Genomic DNA, 14,148 nt, shown 5'->3' with positions numbered 1-14,148 from the left:
TTCTTTCGTAGTGCGTTACAAAAAAATTAATACGATCAGCGCGCGGCCGCCAGCGGGACCGGCGTGCTCTGTTTTGCCTTCAGCCTGGCCTTCAGGTCGGCCATCACGCCGGCGGCGGCCTGTTCGCCCGCCAGCACGGCCAGGTTGCGGCCGTTGAAGTCGGCGCTGCCCATCGCGCCCAGCGCGGGAGTGATGACGACGTCGGCGTCCTTCAGCTCGTGCTGGTTCAGGCGCTGGCCCATGATGGTGAACGTCTGCATCAGCACATCCACGGAACTCGCGGTGGCCTGGGCCTCGGTCGCGCTGGAGATATTGACGGCGATGATGAACTCGGCGCCCATCTCCCTGGCGAAGCGCACCGGAACCGGCGCAACGAGGCCGCCGTCGACGTACGTCCGGCCATTGATCACGACGGGCTGGAACACACCAGGCACGGACGACGATGCGCGTACGGCCATGCCCGTGTTACCGCGCCGGAACAGGATCGGCTGGCCCGTCTTGAGATCGGTGGCGACGGCGCCGAACGGGATCTTGAGCTTTTCGATGGGCTGGCTGTGCACGGCCTTGTTGACATAGGCCTGCAGCGCCTCCCCTTTCAGCACGCCCGGGGCCTTGCTGAAGAACGGGATGGCCCAGTCGGAAATGGTCGTTTCGTCCATGTCCAGCGCAATTTTCTGCAGGGCGAAACCGTTGTAGCCGGACGCATACAGCGCGCCGACGACGGAGCCCGCACTGGTGCCGACGACGATGTCGGGCACGATGCCCTGGGCKTCCAGCGCCTTGATCACGCCGATGTGGGCGAAGCCGCGCGCGGCGCCGCCGCCCAGGGCGAGCGCGATCTTTACATGACGCAGCGGCAGGGGCGCCGGCGCGGCGGCAACCGGTGCGGCCGGCTGGGTGGGCGCGGAGCCGCAACCGGCCAGCACCGCGGCGGCGCCGAGGCCGGCAAGAAGGGAACGTCGGGAGAGGGTCATCCGGTGACAGAATGCGAGGCAAAGACGGGATTGTACCCTGATCCCGTCCTTTTCCGGGCCGGCTTCAGCGGCGCTTAAGAACCTGTAGTAGGGTGGGCACCCTTGTGCCCACGCGAACGTTTGCGAACCGCATGCGCTGCGCGTGGGCACGGGGCGCCCACCCTACCAGTTGTCTCAACCCGGCAGCGACGTGTTCGGCAGCGACGCCGTAAACACGCTGCCCTTGCCCGGCGACGAGCGGATCGCCAGCTTGCCGCCGTGGCGCAGCAGCACGTGCTTGACGATGGCCAGGCCCAGGCCCGTGCCCTGCGTCTCGCGCGAGCGACTCTTGTCGACGCGGTAGAAGCGCTCCGTCAGCCGGGAGATATGCTGCTCGTCGATGCCGATGCCGTTATCGACCACTTCGAAGCGCAGGTCGTTCGGTCCGCGCAGCCAGTGCAACTCGATCTTGCCGCCCTGCGGCGTGTAGCGCACGGCATTGCTGGCCAGGTTGCCGAACGCGCTGCGCAATTCCTCGGTATTGCCCATCACGTCAGGCCCGTCGACGGTGAAATCGATCTGGTGGCGGCCGTTCGACAGCGCGCGGGCGTCGTTCGCCACCTGCTCGACGAGAGCCCTGACGTCGACCCGGTCGCGCTTCAGCGGATATTCGTCGGATTCCAGGCGCGACAACGTGAGCATGTCTTCGATCAGGCGCTGCATGCGCTGCGCCTGCTCCGTCATCAGCATCAGGTGTGCCGTGCGGGTCTTTTCGTCCAGGCCCGGGTCGGCCATGGCGATCTCGAGGAAGCCGACGATCACCGTCAGCGGCGTGCGCAACTCGTGCGAGGCGTTGGCGATGAAGTCGCGGCGCATGGCCTCGATGCGCTCCGTCTCGGTGGCGTCGTGGGTGACGAGGATCTGGCGCCGGTTTTCGAACGGGATGATCTGCACGATCAGCTTGCGGCTGCGGAGCGACAGCGTGAGCGGCTGTTCATAGCGGCCGAGGATCAGGTAGTCGATGAATTCCGGGTGGCGGATCAGGTTGGTCACGCGCCGGCCCTTGTCCTGTTCCAGCGTGAGGCCCAGGTGGCGTTCGGCGGCCGGGTTGCACCATTCGAGGAACAGGACGTCGTCCATGATCGCCACGCCTTCCGGCAGCATGTGCATGGCCTGGCGGAAGCGCGCGAGCCATTCCGTCAGTTCGTCGCGATTGCGCTCGTCGTCGCGCCGTAGCCGGTATAAACGGGCGAAGACGTCGGTCCAGGCGCCCCACCCGTCCGGCAGCCTGGTGCTTTGYGGATCGTCCAGCCACTCGCCCAGCTTCTGCAGGTACTGGAGCTGGCTGACGAGCAGGCCGAGGGTGATGAGCAGCGCGAGCGCCAGCCCGGAGACGGGTCCCAGCAGCCACCAGCCGATGCCGGCGACGGCGAGCATCAGGCCCAGGCGCAGCAGCGCCGGGACCCAGAACACGACACGAGGATTCAAGCGGACGACCTTTCTATTTTTCTTTTTCGGACAGCATGTAGCCGACGCTGCGCACGGTCTTGATCAGCTTTTCCGCTTCCTTCAACGCCTTGCGCAGCCGGAGGACGTGGACGTCGACCGTGCGTTCCTCGACGGCGGCGGCGTCGCCCCACACCTTGTCGAGCAGCTGGCTGCGCGAGAACACGCGCTCGCGGTGCGCCATCAGGAACTTCAGCAGGCGGTATTCCGCGTTGCCCATGTCCAGCTGGCGGCCGTCCAGGGTGACGGTACAGCTGGCCGGATCTAGCGTGACCGGCCCCGCCGTCAGCGGCGCCTCCGCCAGGTGCGGGCTCTTGCGGCGCAACAGGGCTTTCGAGCGGGCCAGCAGTTCGCGCGGCGAGAACGGTTTCGTCACGTAGTCGTCGGCGCCCGTGTTCAGGCCCGCGATCTTGTCCTCTTCCATGCTCTTCGCCGTCAGCATGATGACGGGGATGTCCTGGAAGTCGCGGTCGCCGCGCAGCCGGGACAGCAGGCGCAGGCCGCTCTGGTCCGGCAGCATCCAGTCGAGCAGCAGCAGGTCGGGCCTGCCGTGCACGATCGAATCCCATGCGGACGCCACGTTGGCGGCCGTGCGGATATCCCAACCCGTCTCACGCAGCGAGTAACTCACCAGTTCGACGATCGCCGGCTCATCCTCGACGATCAGGACGCTCGTGTTGGCCGCCATCGATCACCCTTCGCCATGCGCCGCGACGGCGGCGCCATTCGGTTTCGAATGCCGGATGTCGCGCCCCTCGACGACGTAGATCACGTACTCGGCGATGTTCTTGGCATGGTCGCCGATGCGCTCGATCGCCTTCGCGACCCACAGCACGTCCAGCGCCGACGAGATCGTGCGCGGGTCTTCCATCATGAACGTGATGGTACTGCGCATGATCGTGCGGAACTCGTGGTCGATCACGTCGTCCTGGGCGATGATCTGCACGGCGGCCTTGCCGTCCAGGCGCGCGAACGCGTCCAGCGCGTCGTGCAGCATGTCGGCCGTGGCGCGCGAGATCGTGCGCACCGTCTCGTAGTGGTTGAAGCTGACCATGCCGCGCTCGTGCAGGCTCTTCGCCGTGCGCGCGATCTTGGTGGCCTCGTCGCCGATGCGCTCCAGGTCCGTGATCACCTTGATCGTCGCCATCACCGTGCGCAGGTCGTTGGCGGCCGGCTGGCGGCGCACGATCAGGTGGCTGCACGCATCGTCCAGCTGGACTTCGAGCTGGTTGACGGCGTGGTCGTCCGCCATGACCTTGTCGGCCTGCTCGGTATTGCCGACGCGGAAACAGTTCAGCGCCTCGTCGAACTGCGTTTCCACCATGCCGCCCATCAGCAGCACTTTCGACCGGATCGCCTCCAGCTCCTGGTCGTACTGCTTGGAAGAGTGCTCGCCTACCATGTTTTCATTTCCTATCGTCTATCGTTATCTTACTCTAATAACGTGCAGTGTTAGCGCATCGGGGGGCTTTGCAACCGTAGCGAGCGGCCGCAGGAGTGGCCGAGAAGCGCAGCCGTACATCCGGTACGGCCGGTCCGCCGTAGCGGAGCATCGCAGGCCGCTCCTGCAACGCGCAGTAGGTTGCAAAGCCCCCTATCCAAAGCGGCCGGTGATGTAGTCCTGGGTTTCTTTGCGTACGGGATTCAGGAACAGCTGGTCGGTCTCGCCGAATTCCACCAGTTCGCCCAGGTACATATAGGCCGTGTAGTCGGAGCAGCGCGCGGCCTGCTGCATGTTGTGCGTGACGATGGCGATCGTGTAGTCGCCCTTCAGCTCGCTGATCAGTTCTTCGATCTTGGCCGTCGAGATCGGGTCCAGCGCCGACGTCGGCTCGTCGAGCAACAGCACGTCCGGCTTCACCGCGACGCCGCGCGCAATGCACAGGCGCTGCTGCTGGCCGCCGGACAGCGACAGGCCGCTCTTGTTCAACTTGTCCTTCACTTCCGTCCACAGGGCGGCCTTCTTCAGCGCCCATTCCACGCGCTCGTCCATCTCGCCCTTGGACAGGTTCTCGTACAGGCGCACGCCGAAGGCGATGTTGTCGTAGATCGACATCGGGAACGGCGTCGGCTTCTGGAACACCATGCCGATCTTGGCGCGCAACATGTTCACGTCGACACCCGGTTCCAGGATATTCCGCCCACGGTACAGGATAGCCCCTTCCGCGCGCTGGCCCGGATACAGGTCGTACATGCGGTTCAGCGTGCGCAGCAGCGTGGACTTGCCGCAGCCCGACGGGCCGATGAACGCGGTGACCTGCTTGTCGTGGACGTCCRGGCTGACGTTCTTCAGGCTCTTCGTCTTGCCGTAATAAAAGTCCAGACCGGAGATCTCGATGGTCTTGGTCTTGGGCTTGGCCGCGCTCTTCGTCTGGGCCGGATTGGACAGGGTCTGGGTCATCATGGGATCTGGGGTCTTCGTCAATTATTGCGGAGTCTTTTGGCGGAACAGGGTCCGCGACAGGATGTTCAGGAGCAGGACGCTGAAGGTCACCAGCAGGGCTGCGCCCCAGGCCAGGCTGCGCCAGTCTTCGTACGAGCTCATCGCGAAGAGGTAGATCGCCACCGGCAGGTTGGCCATCGGCTGCTGCATGTCGAGGCTGAAGAACTGGTTGTTCAGCGCGGTGAACAGCAGCGGCGCCGTTTCGCCGGCGATGCGGGCCACGGCCAGCAGCACGCCGGTGACGACACCCGCCTTCACGGCGCGCAGGCGCACCGTCATCGACACCTTCCAGCGCGGCGCGCCCAGCGCAAACGCGGCTTCCAGCAGGCTGTTCGGCACGAGGTGCAGCATGTTGTCGGTCGTGCGCACGACGACGGGAATCGAGATCAGCGACAGCGCGATCGTGCCGGCATAGCCCGAGAAATGCCCGAAGCGCGCAACGAACAGCGCGTACACGAACAGGCCGATGACGATCGACGGCGCCGACAGCATGATGTCCGTGACGAAGCGCGTGACGGCGGCAAACTTGTTGTTCTGTCCGTACTCGGCCAGGTAGATGCCGGCCAGGATGCCGACCGGGGTCGAGATCGCGGTCGACAGGCCCACCATCATGAGGCTGCCGACGATGGCATTGCGCACGCCGCCCGGGCTGCCGGGAGCCGGCGTATCCATTGTAAACAGTGTGTGCGACAGTGCGCCGAAACCATTGATCAGCAAAGTCGCAAGAATCCACAGCAGGAAGCCTAGACCGATGGCCATCGCGAACACGGACAGCGCGATACCGATGCGGTGGCCCAGCAGGCGCCGGCGGTAGACGGCATTGACGACGGCATCCATTACTTCACCCCTTCTTTACGGGACATACCCACGAGCATCAATTTGGCGGCCGACAGCACGATGAACGTGATCGCGAACAGGATCAGGCCCAGTGCGAACAGCGAGGACACGTGCAACTGCGAGCTGGCTTCGGCGAATTCGTTGGCCAGGGTGGAGGAAATCGAGTTACCCGCCGAGAACAGCGACAGCTTGAGGTCGTTGGCATTGCCGATCACAAACGTGACGGCCATCGTCTCGCCGAGTGCGCGGCCGAGACCCAGCATCACGCCGCCGACGACGCCGGCGCGGGTGTACGGCAACACGATCTTGCGCACCACTTCCCACTTCGTGCAGCCGAGACCGTATGCGGATTCCTTCAGCACGGCCGGGACGATCTCGAACACGTCGCGCATGACGGAGGCGATGAACGGGATGATCATGACGGCGAGAATGATCCCGGCGGTCAGGAGGCCCAGGCCCATCGCCGGCCCCTGGAAGAACGGGCCGATGAACGGCAGCACGCCGAGCGTCTTTTTCAGCAGCGGCTGGACGTAGTCGCCGAACAGCGGGGCGAACACGAACAGGCCCCACATGCCGTAGATGATCGACGGCACGCCGGCCAGCAGTTCGACGGCCATGCCCATCGGGCGGCGCAGCCAGGTCGGGCAGATCTCGGTGAGAAACAGCGCGATGCCGAAGCTGACGGGGAATGCGACGAGCAGCGCGATGATGGACGTCACCAGCGTGCCCGTGATGGCGATCAGCGCGCCGAATTTGTCGTTGACGGGATCCCATTCGTTGGTCACGAGGAAGGATGCGCCGAATTCGCGGAACGCCGGCGCCGCGCCGATCGCCAGGGAAATGATGATGCCGACCAGGACCAGCAGTACGCTCGCGGCGAACAGCAAGGTCACCTTGTGGAAGATGAAGTCCTGGATGCGCTGCACGCGCATGGTATTGCGCAGGGCGACGTTGCGGGCTTCTTCCCGCAACGCGGCCTGGCCGGCCTCGTCGGCGGCGAGCGCGGAATGTGCGTTCATGTCGTTATCCAATTTGTTACCCAGAAGCAAAAATGCGTCACTCCCACCTTCCCGACCTCTCGCCGGGAGGGTGGGAGCGACGCTACCCACGTTTCGGGTGAATGCTCACTACCAGATCGCCTTGCCCGAACCGTCTTTCAGGTTGTTTTTCCAGGCCGCTTCGACCAGCTTGGCAACGGCTTCCGGCATCGGCACGTAGTCCAGTTCGGCGGCAGCGCCGGCACCGTTCTTGAAGGCGTAGTTGAAGAAGTTCAGCACTTCCTTGCCCTTGGCGGCGTCGGCCTGCTGCTTGTGCACGATCGCGTACGTCACGCCGGTGATCGGCCAGGCGTTCTTGCCCGGCTGGTCGGTCAGGACCACGCCGAAGCCCGGTGCCTTGATCCAGTCGGCGTTGGCGGCGGCGGCCTTGAAGTTGTCGTCGTCCGGCTGCAGGAAGTTGCCGTCGCGGTTCTTCAGCTGGGTGTGGGCCAGCTTGTTCTTCTTGGCGTACGCCCATTCGACGTAGCCGATGGAGCCCTTGATGCGCTGGACGTTGGCGGCGACGCCGTCATTGCCCTTGCCACCCACGCCGACGACCCATTTCACGGCGGTGCCGGCACCGATTTTGGCCTTGAAGTCCGGGTTGGTCTGCGACAGGAAGTTGGTGAACAGGAACGAGGTGCCCGAACCGTCGGCGCGGTGCACGACAGTGATGTCTTCGGCCGGCAGCTTGACGCCCGGGTTCAGGGCGGCGATCGCCTGGTCGTTCCACTTGGTGATCTTGCCCAGGTAGATGTCGGCGACGACCGGGCCGGTCAGCTTCAGCTGGCCCGGGGCGACGCCGTCCAGGTTGACGATGGTGACGACGCCACCCATGATCGTCGGGAACTGCATCAGGCCGGCTTCGTTCAGCTCCTCGACGGGCAGCGGCATGTCCGATGCGCCGAAGTCGACGGTCTTGGCCTTGATCTGCTTGATGCCTGCGCCCGAGCCGATCGATTGGTAGTTCAAGCCGTTGCCGCTGGTCTTCTTGTACATCTCCGCCCACTTGGAATAGATCGGGTAGGCGAAGGTCGAACCAGCACCGGTGATATCGGCGGCCAGCGTCGCGGTGCTCGCGAACGCGGCGGTGGTGCCGATGATGATGGTTGCCAGCAGTTGCTTCATGCGCATATCAAGGTCCTTTGGTTTTAGGGGGGGGTGACACGGTTGATGCTGCGCAGTGTAGTGAGCAAATATGACGGCTTTATGACATGGTCAATTCAGCTATATGACATGCATAATGCATAATGTGACAGCGCCTGGAGGCCTGTCATATTCATGCGCGACGGGTGAATGTACGGCCGAGACAAATCCCCTTGGCAACCCCTTGTAAATAGAGGGCTTTCTGCTACTGTGGAAGTGTTCACTGATACGGAGGATTTGTCCTACAAACACGTTCAATAACGAACAAGCGGAACAAAGGAATCGGAGGGACGCCCCAAGGGTGTAAACGCGTATGTTAGTCTTGGTAATTACAGGAATTCTGACAGGTATCGCCGGCCTCGTGCTGTATGAGGCTATTATTGAAGGCAGAGGCTGCTCAGAGAAATTACACGACCGCTATCACGAATAGCATTGGAGACCGATGAGGCCTCAGCAAAGAAAAAGCGGCGGGGCCCCAGGCGCTCGCCGCTTTTCTTGACATCCTGCGGTAGGGTGGGCACCCTGTGCCCACGCGTGACGTTCGCGACATGCTGGCGTTACTTAGCGCAGGAATCGTGACAGCTGGCTCAACGCATTCAGGTCCAGGTTCATGAACTGAAACCCGGCCTTGAACTCCCCATTGCTGAAAATACAATACATGACCCTGGCCCGGGCCTGCAGCGGGAACGGCTTGCCGTCGACCAGCAGGTCGAACGCCACCTGGCCCACCTGCCCCGTCTGCAACGGATTGGGGACCGTGAGACTGACGCCATTGGCGCCGATATCGGACGTGCGGACCTGGACAGGGACCTGGCCTTCCATCGCCAGGACGGCCCTCACCTTCAGGATCCTGCGTGCGGATTTCCTCTGATCTGTAACCACGTTTACCTGTGAAGCTGATAACAAACGAGGTGGGATTATAGGTGCAAACGGCAACCCATGTGTTGGCGAAGTTTAAATCCCAACGTTATCAGTCCAGTATCAGTCCAGTTCGCGCAGCTTGCTGAAGGCTTCGTCGATCCGCTCGACGGCCACGATGGTCATGCCCTCAATCTTTTGCTTCGGCGCATTGGCCTTCGGGATCACAGCCACGGAAAAACCGAGCTTGGCCGCCTCGCGCAAGCGCTCCTGGCCCCGCGGCGCCGGCCGGATCTCGCCGGCGAGGCCCACTTCGCCGAACACGACGAGGCCACGCGGCAGTGCCTTGTTGCGCATCGATGAATTAATGGCAAGCAGCACGGCCAGGTCAGCCGCCGGTTCCGTGATCTTGACGCCGCCGACCGCGTTGATGAACACGTCCTGGTCGAAGGCGGCGATGCCGGCATGGCGGTGCAGCACCGCGAGCAGCATTGCGAGGCGGTTCTGCTCCAGGCCGACCGAGAGCCGGCGCGCATTCGGCAAATGGCTGGCGTCGACGAGGGCCTGCACTTCGACCAGCAGAGGCCGCGTGCCCTCCTGCGTCACCATCACGCAGGAACCCGGCACCTGGTTGTCGTGTTGCGAAAGAAACAAGGCGGATGGGTTCGACACGCCCTTCAGGCCTTTTTCCGTCATCGCGAACACGCCCAGCTCGTTGACGGCGCCGAAACGGTTCTTGATGGCGCGCACGAGGCGGAAGCTGGACTGCGTATCGCCCTCGAAGTACAGCACGGTATCGACGATGTGCTCCAGCACGCGCGGACCGGCGAGCGCGCCCTCCTTCGTCACGTGGCCGACGAGGATGATGGTGACGCCCGTCTGCTTGGCCACGCGCGTCAGCTGGGCCGCGCACTCGCGCACCTGCGAGACGGAACCGGGCGCCGACGTCAGGGCGTCCGAATACAAGGTCTGGATCGAGTCGATCACGRCCACGTCCGGCTTGCGGTCGGCGATCGTGCCCAGGATTTTCTCGAGCTGGATCTCGGCCTGCAGCTTGAGGTCCTTCGCTTCGACCTGCAGCCGGCGCGCGCGCAGCGCGATCTGGGCACCGGATTCCTCGCCCGAGACGTACAGCGTGCTGCGCGTCGTGGCCAGGTTGGCCAGCGCCTGCAGCAGCAACGTCGATTTGCCGATGYCGGGATCGCCGCCGATCAGCACGACCCCGCCCGCGACGAGGCCGCCGCCCAGCACGCGGTCGAATTCATCGATGCCGGTGCCGAAACGCGGCACGTCGATCGCCTCGATGTCCTTCAGCGACAGCACGGGCGCCGTCTGCGCCAGGCTCTTGTGCATCTGCGTCTGCGACATGCGGTTCAGGCCGGCGGTCTCGACCTGTTCGGTCATCGTGTTCCAGGCCTTGCAATCGGTGCACTGGCCGGTCCAGCGGCTGGCGACGGCGCCGCAATCGCTGCAGACGAAACTGGTACGGGGTTTAGCCATGGTTCCTTTTATTCATAAAACGGGATCGCACCCGAGCGGCGCCTCGGCCACGCGCACGCGCGGCGCCAGGGCGCACATCAATTCATAGCCGATCGTGCCGGCGGCATGGGCCACCTCGTCTACGGCCAAGCCATCGCCCCACAGCGTGACCTTGCTGCCCACGCGCGCGTTCGGGATCGGCGACATATCGACGGCCATCATGTCCATCGATACCCGGCCGACGAGCGTCGTGCGGACACCGTCCACGAGCACGGGCGTGCCGTGCTCCGCGTGGCGCGGGTAGCCGTCCGCATAGCCGCAGGCGACGATACCCACCGGCATGAAAGTCTCCGCCTGGAAGCGGCTGCCATAGCCGACGCTGTCGCCGGGTTGCAGGTGCTGCATGCCGATGATTTCCGATTTCAGGGTCATCGTCGGCAGCAGGCCGTAGTCCCGCGCCGAGCGTCCGCCCGGCGCGCCGCCGTACAGCATGATGCCGGGGCGTACCCAGTCGCTCGCCAATTCCTGGACGAGGTCCGCCGTGTGCAGCACGCCGCCGGAATTCGACAGGCTGCGCTCGCCCGGCAGGCCGTCCGCGCCGAGGCGGAAGCGCCGGACCTGCTCGGCGATCGACAGGCGCGGATGCTCCAGCTCGTCCGCGTTCGCGAAATGCGTCATCAGGGTGATGTTGCGGATGCCCGGGATGGCGCGCAGGCGTCGGTAAGCCGCCGCGAACTCTTCCGGCCGGAAGCCGAGGCGGTTCATGCCCGTATTCATCTTGAGGTGCACGTCGATCGGATGGTACAGCTGGGTGTACTCGAGCAGCTTGACCTGTTCCAGGCAATGCACCGTGCTAGCGATATTGTGCTCGGCCAGCAGCGGGATGTCGGAAGGATCGAAGATTCCCTCTAATAAGAGGATCGGTTTCACCCAGCCCAGCTCGCGCAGGCGCAGGGCGTTTTCCGTCTCGATCAGCGCCAGGCCGTCGGCCTGCACGAAGCCGCGCAGGCCCCGTTCCAGGCCATGGCCATAGGCGTTCGCCTTCACCACCGCCCAGATTTTCGCCTGCGGCGCACAGGCACGCGCACGGGCCAGATTATGCTGCATGGAATCGAGGTGGATGGTGGCGTGCAGGGGGCGTGGCATGGCTTACAGATGGGGGCGGCGGCCCGAAACGAAAGGTTTATTTTACCTGCCGCAGTGAACTGACGGTTTGTCGATTCCTTGGGCTTACCGATCTTTCATGGTATAAAGCAACCCATCCTGTTTTTTGAACTTTTCGAATGAATCGTGGTTTTTATACCATCATGGCGGCGCAGTTCTTCTCGTCGCTGGCAGACAACGCGCTGATATTTGTCGCGATCGGTCTGCTAACGGCGATGAAAGCCCCGGCTTCGCTCACTCCCCTGCTGAAGCTGTCGTTCGTCCTGTTCTACGTCCTGCTGGCCGCCTTCGTCGGTGCCTTCGCCGATTCGATGCCGAAGGGACGTGTGATGTTCATCGCTAATTTAATCAAAGTTTTCGGCTGCTGCCTGATCTTTTTCGGCGTGCATCCCCTCGTCGCCTGCGCCGTCGTCGGCTTCGGCGCGGCCGTCTATTCGCCGGCCAAGTACGGCATCCTGACCGAACTCCTGCCGCCGGAAAAACTCGTGGCGGCCAACGGCTGGATCGAAGGCCTGACCGTCATGTCGATCATCCTCGGCACCGTCATGGGCGGCGCCCTCGTCAGCCAGCATGGCGGCGACTGGCTGATGACATTCGACGTGCCGTATATCGACACCGGCATCAACACGCCGACCAAGGGCCAGCTCGCCGTACTGATCGGCGTGTACGCGCTGGCGGCCGGCTTCAACCTGCGCATTCCGGACACCGGCGCGCGCTACGAGCACCAGGAGCGCAATCCGGCGCGACTGATCGCCGATTTCGCCGACTGCTCCGCCACGCTGTGGAAAGATAAACTGGGCCAGATCTCGCTGGCCGTGACGACGCTGTTCTGGGGCGCCGGCGCCACGCTGCAATTCATCGTGCTGAAATGGGCCGAGCGCTCGCTGCACATGCCCCTCGACAAAGCCACGAGCCTGATCGGCGTCGTCGCGATCGGCGTCGCCGTCGGCGCCGCGGCGGCGGCCAAGATGATCCCGCTGAAGAAATCGCTGACCGTGATCCCGCTGGGCGTCATCATGGGTCTCGTCGTCACCGCGATGACGATGGTGTATTCGCTGACGGTCGCCGTGCCGCTGCTGCTGATCATCGGCCTCCTGTCCGGCTTCTTCGTCGTCCCGATGAACGCCCTGCTGCAGCATCGCGGCCACGTGCTGATGAGCGCGGGGCACTCGATCGCCGTGCAGAACTTCAACGAGAACCTGTCCATCCTCACCATGCTGGCGCTGTACGCCATCATGATCACGCTGAACCTGGACCTGAACATCATCATCGTCATGTTCGGCCTCTCGCTGGCCGGCATCATGTGGCTGATCGGCCGCCGCCACGCGGCCAACCAGCGCGAGCACGATTCGCTCGCGCTGATCGGCGAACATAAGCATTGAAAATTCGGGGTCAGAGCACTTTTTCGAAAAAGTGCTCTGACCCCGAATTACCAGGCATTGATTCAGGGGCGCAGGCGGGCGTCGGCGCGTTCGCGCCAGTCGTTGGGGACGATGAAGCCCCGTTCGAATTCGACGATGGCACCCGGCTCTTCGCGCACGAGCGACACGAGCACCGGCGCATCCGATGCGAGGAAATGGTCTTCCAGTTCGGCAGCCAGCTGGGCCTTGTCCAGCATCCACGTTGCCGATTGCGCGCGGAACGGGGGCAGCCATTGCAGGCGCGGCAGGACCAGGAAGTGGTCGCCGGGCAGCGTTTCGAGTTCTTCCAGCGCGCACCAGAAGCCGCGGCAATGGCCGGCCGTGATGCCCCGCATGGCCTGGTACGCCCCCCGCGGGTAGAACAGCCAGCCCTTGACGAGCGCGCGCGCCGCAACGACGGGCCGCGGCAGCACGTCCTGCGCGGCCGGATGGTTGCCCAGCTCCAGCTGGCGGTCGAACACCTTGCGCATCTTGCGACCCAGGCTGTCCGCCAGGTTCGGGCCGACGAACGTGTCGAAGCCCGCGCTGGAATCGCCCTGCAGCAGGTAGAACTTGGTGGCGAATTCGATGTGTTCCACGCCCGCATTCGTCCCGTCCCCGGCATCCAGCAGGAAGTCGAACTCGCCGACGGTGTCGTTGCGGCTTGCGCGCACCTGCAGGCCGTGCGCGACGAGGCGCCCCTGGTGCGCGAAATAAAAAGCCATCAGCTTTTCCGCGTACAGGCCGAGACGCGTATATATCTTCGCGCCCAGCGCGGCGTCGAGCGGGGCCGGGTCGGCGTCGAGTTCCTCCAGCCAGCGCGCCGTCTCCGGCGCCATCGGGCCGAGCGTGGCGATGCGGCCTTCCCAGTGCGGATCGTGGATGTCGAGCAGGTCCGGGGCGTCCAGCAGCCAGGCCAGCGCCCGCACCCGCGCGCGCCGCAGATGGCGCCAGCGGCGTTCGAAATACGACTGGTAGGTGTCAGCCCGATCGCGCACGGGCGTTCCTTGCCCTGCACAGGTCGGCCCACGCGAGGGCCTTGTCGGTACCGCGCCGCAGCAGCTCGCCCGGATGCAGCGTGGCCACGAGATTCACCGGCTGCGCGCCCGCCTCCATTGCGTGGACGCTGCCTCTGCTGCCTGCCAGCGGCTCCGCCAGCGGCCGGCCCAGCAGCGTGTTGGCGGCGATCTGGCCGAGCGTGAGCACGGTCGCGGCACCGGTCAGCACCACCTCGCGCTCCAGGTACGGCCGGCATGCCGCCGCCTCCGCGGCCGTCGGCGCACGCTCGCCGCCGTTCGGGGTCGTCGGACGGCATTTAATCAGGT

The 14,148-nt window shown here is 64.4% G+C and carries 14 protein-coding genes; 1 reads left to right on the top strand and 13 read right to left on the bottom strand.

Annotated elements, in window-relative coordinates:
- Positions 1-35: 35 nt before the first annotated feature.
- The 11 genes from AC1DYX_RS05685 to alr all read right to left on the bottom strand — a co-directional run bounded on the left by AC1DYX_RS05685 (position 36) and on the right by alr (position 11,405).
- On the bottom strand, positions 36-974 hold the full coding sequence (locus AC1DYX_RS05685; protein ID WP_477257162.1) for a patatin-like phospholipase family protein: 939 nt from the start codon (positions 972-974) through the stop codon (positions 36-38).
- Positions 975-1,148: 174 nt separating this feature from the next.
- A complete protein-coding gene (gene phoR, locus AC1DYX_RS05680) occupies positions 1,149-2,441 on the bottom strand; it encodes a phosphate regulon sensor histidine kinase PhoR (RefSeq protein WP_477257160.1) in 1,293 nt (430 codons plus the stop codon).
- A gap of 13 nt (positions 2,442-2,454) precedes the next feature.
- On the bottom strand, positions 2,455-3,147 hold the full coding sequence (locus tag AC1DYX_RS05675; RefSeq protein WP_477257158.1) for a response regulator: 693 nt from the start codon (positions 3,145-3,147) through the stop codon (positions 2,455-2,457).
- Between the two features lie 3 nt (positions 3,148-3,150).
- Positions 3,151-3,861, bottom strand: coding sequence for a phosphate signaling complex protein PhoU (gene phoU, locus AC1DYX_RS05670; protein ID WP_477257156.1), 711 nt, complete (start codon positions 3,859-3,861; stop codon positions 3,151-3,153).
- 192 nt (positions 3,862-4,053) lie between these two features.
- Positions 4,054-4,860 carry a phosphate ABC transporter ATP-binding protein PstB gene (pstB, locus tag AC1DYX_RS05665; RefSeq protein WP_477257194.1) on the bottom strand — a complete coding sequence of 269 codons (807 nt, stop codon included), beginning with the start codon at positions 4,858-4,860 and terminating at the stop codon, positions 4,054-4,056.
- A 24-nt stretch (positions 4,861-4,884) separates the two neighbouring features.
- Positions 4,885-5,739, bottom strand: a complete 855-nt coding sequence (pstA, locus tag AC1DYX_RS05660) for a phosphate ABC transporter permease PstA (RefSeq protein WP_477257154.1) — start codon at positions 5,737-5,739, stop codon at positions 4,885-4,887.
- Complete coding sequence (gene pstC / locus AC1DYX_RS05655; protein ID WP_477257192.1) at positions 5,739-6,671, bottom strand: phosphate ABC transporter permease subunit PstC; 933 nt, start codon at positions 6,669-6,671, stop codon at positions 5,739-5,741. The genes pstA and pstC overlap by 1 nt, the downstream gene beginning before the upstream one ends.
- A gap of 195 nt (positions 6,672-6,866) precedes the next feature.
- A complete protein-coding gene (gene pstS / locus AC1DYX_RS05650; protein WP_477257152.1) occupies positions 6,867-7,910 on the bottom strand; it encodes a phosphate ABC transporter substrate-binding protein PstS in 1,044 nt (347 codons plus the stop codon).
- A gap of 573 nt (positions 7,911-8,483) precedes the next feature.
- The gene (locus tag AC1DYX_RS05645) at positions 8,484-8,804 is read right to left on the bottom strand and encodes a PilZ domain-containing protein (RefSeq protein ID WP_477257150.1); all 321 of its coding nucleotides are present in this window, start codon (positions 8,802-8,804) and stop codon (positions 8,484-8,486) included.
- A 99-nt stretch (positions 8,805-8,903) separates the two neighbouring features.
- Complete coding sequence (gene radA, locus AC1DYX_RS05640; protein ID WP_477257148.1) at positions 8,904-10,280, bottom strand: DNA repair protein RadA; 1,377 nt, start codon at positions 10,278-10,280, stop codon at positions 8,904-8,906.
- Between the two features lie 12 nt (positions 10,281-10,292).
- Entirely contained in the window at positions 10,293-11,405 is a 1,113-nt protein-coding gene (gene alr / locus AC1DYX_RS05635) for an alanine racemase (RefSeq protein ID WP_477257146.1), read from the bottom strand.
- A 137-nt stretch (positions 11,406-11,542) separates the two neighbouring features.
- On the opposite strand from alr, the gene lplT reads away from it, so the two are divergent.
- Positions 11,543-12,805, top strand: coding sequence for a lysophospholipid transporter LplT (lplT, locus tag AC1DYX_RS05630; protein ID WP_477257144.1), 1,263 nt, complete (start codon positions 11,543-11,545; stop codon positions 12,803-12,805).
- A 62-nt stretch (positions 12,806-12,867) separates the two neighbouring features.
- Here the strand turns inward: lplT and AC1DYX_RS05625 are convergent, their stop codons facing one another.
- Both AC1DYX_RS05625 and AC1DYX_RS05620 read right to left on the bottom strand, forming a co-directional pair.
- Positions 12,868-13,821 carry a DUF1853 family protein gene (locus tag AC1DYX_RS05625; RefSeq protein ID WP_477257142.1) on the bottom strand — a complete coding sequence of 318 codons (954 nt, stop codon included), beginning with the start codon at positions 13,819-13,821 and terminating at the stop codon, positions 12,868-12,870.
- A partial coding sequence (locus AC1DYX_RS05620; protein WP_477257140.1) for a uracil-DNA glycosylase family protein occupies positions 13,805-14,148 on the bottom strand: 344 nt, incomplete at its 5' end. The genes AC1DYX_RS05620 and AC1DYX_RS05625, both read right to left, overlap by 17 nt.

The organism is Massilia sp. P2_C2 (assembly GCF_056404615.1).
The sequence above is the reverse complement of the archived record's forward strand: the minus strand, read 5'-3'. Positions and strand labels throughout refer to the sequence as shown.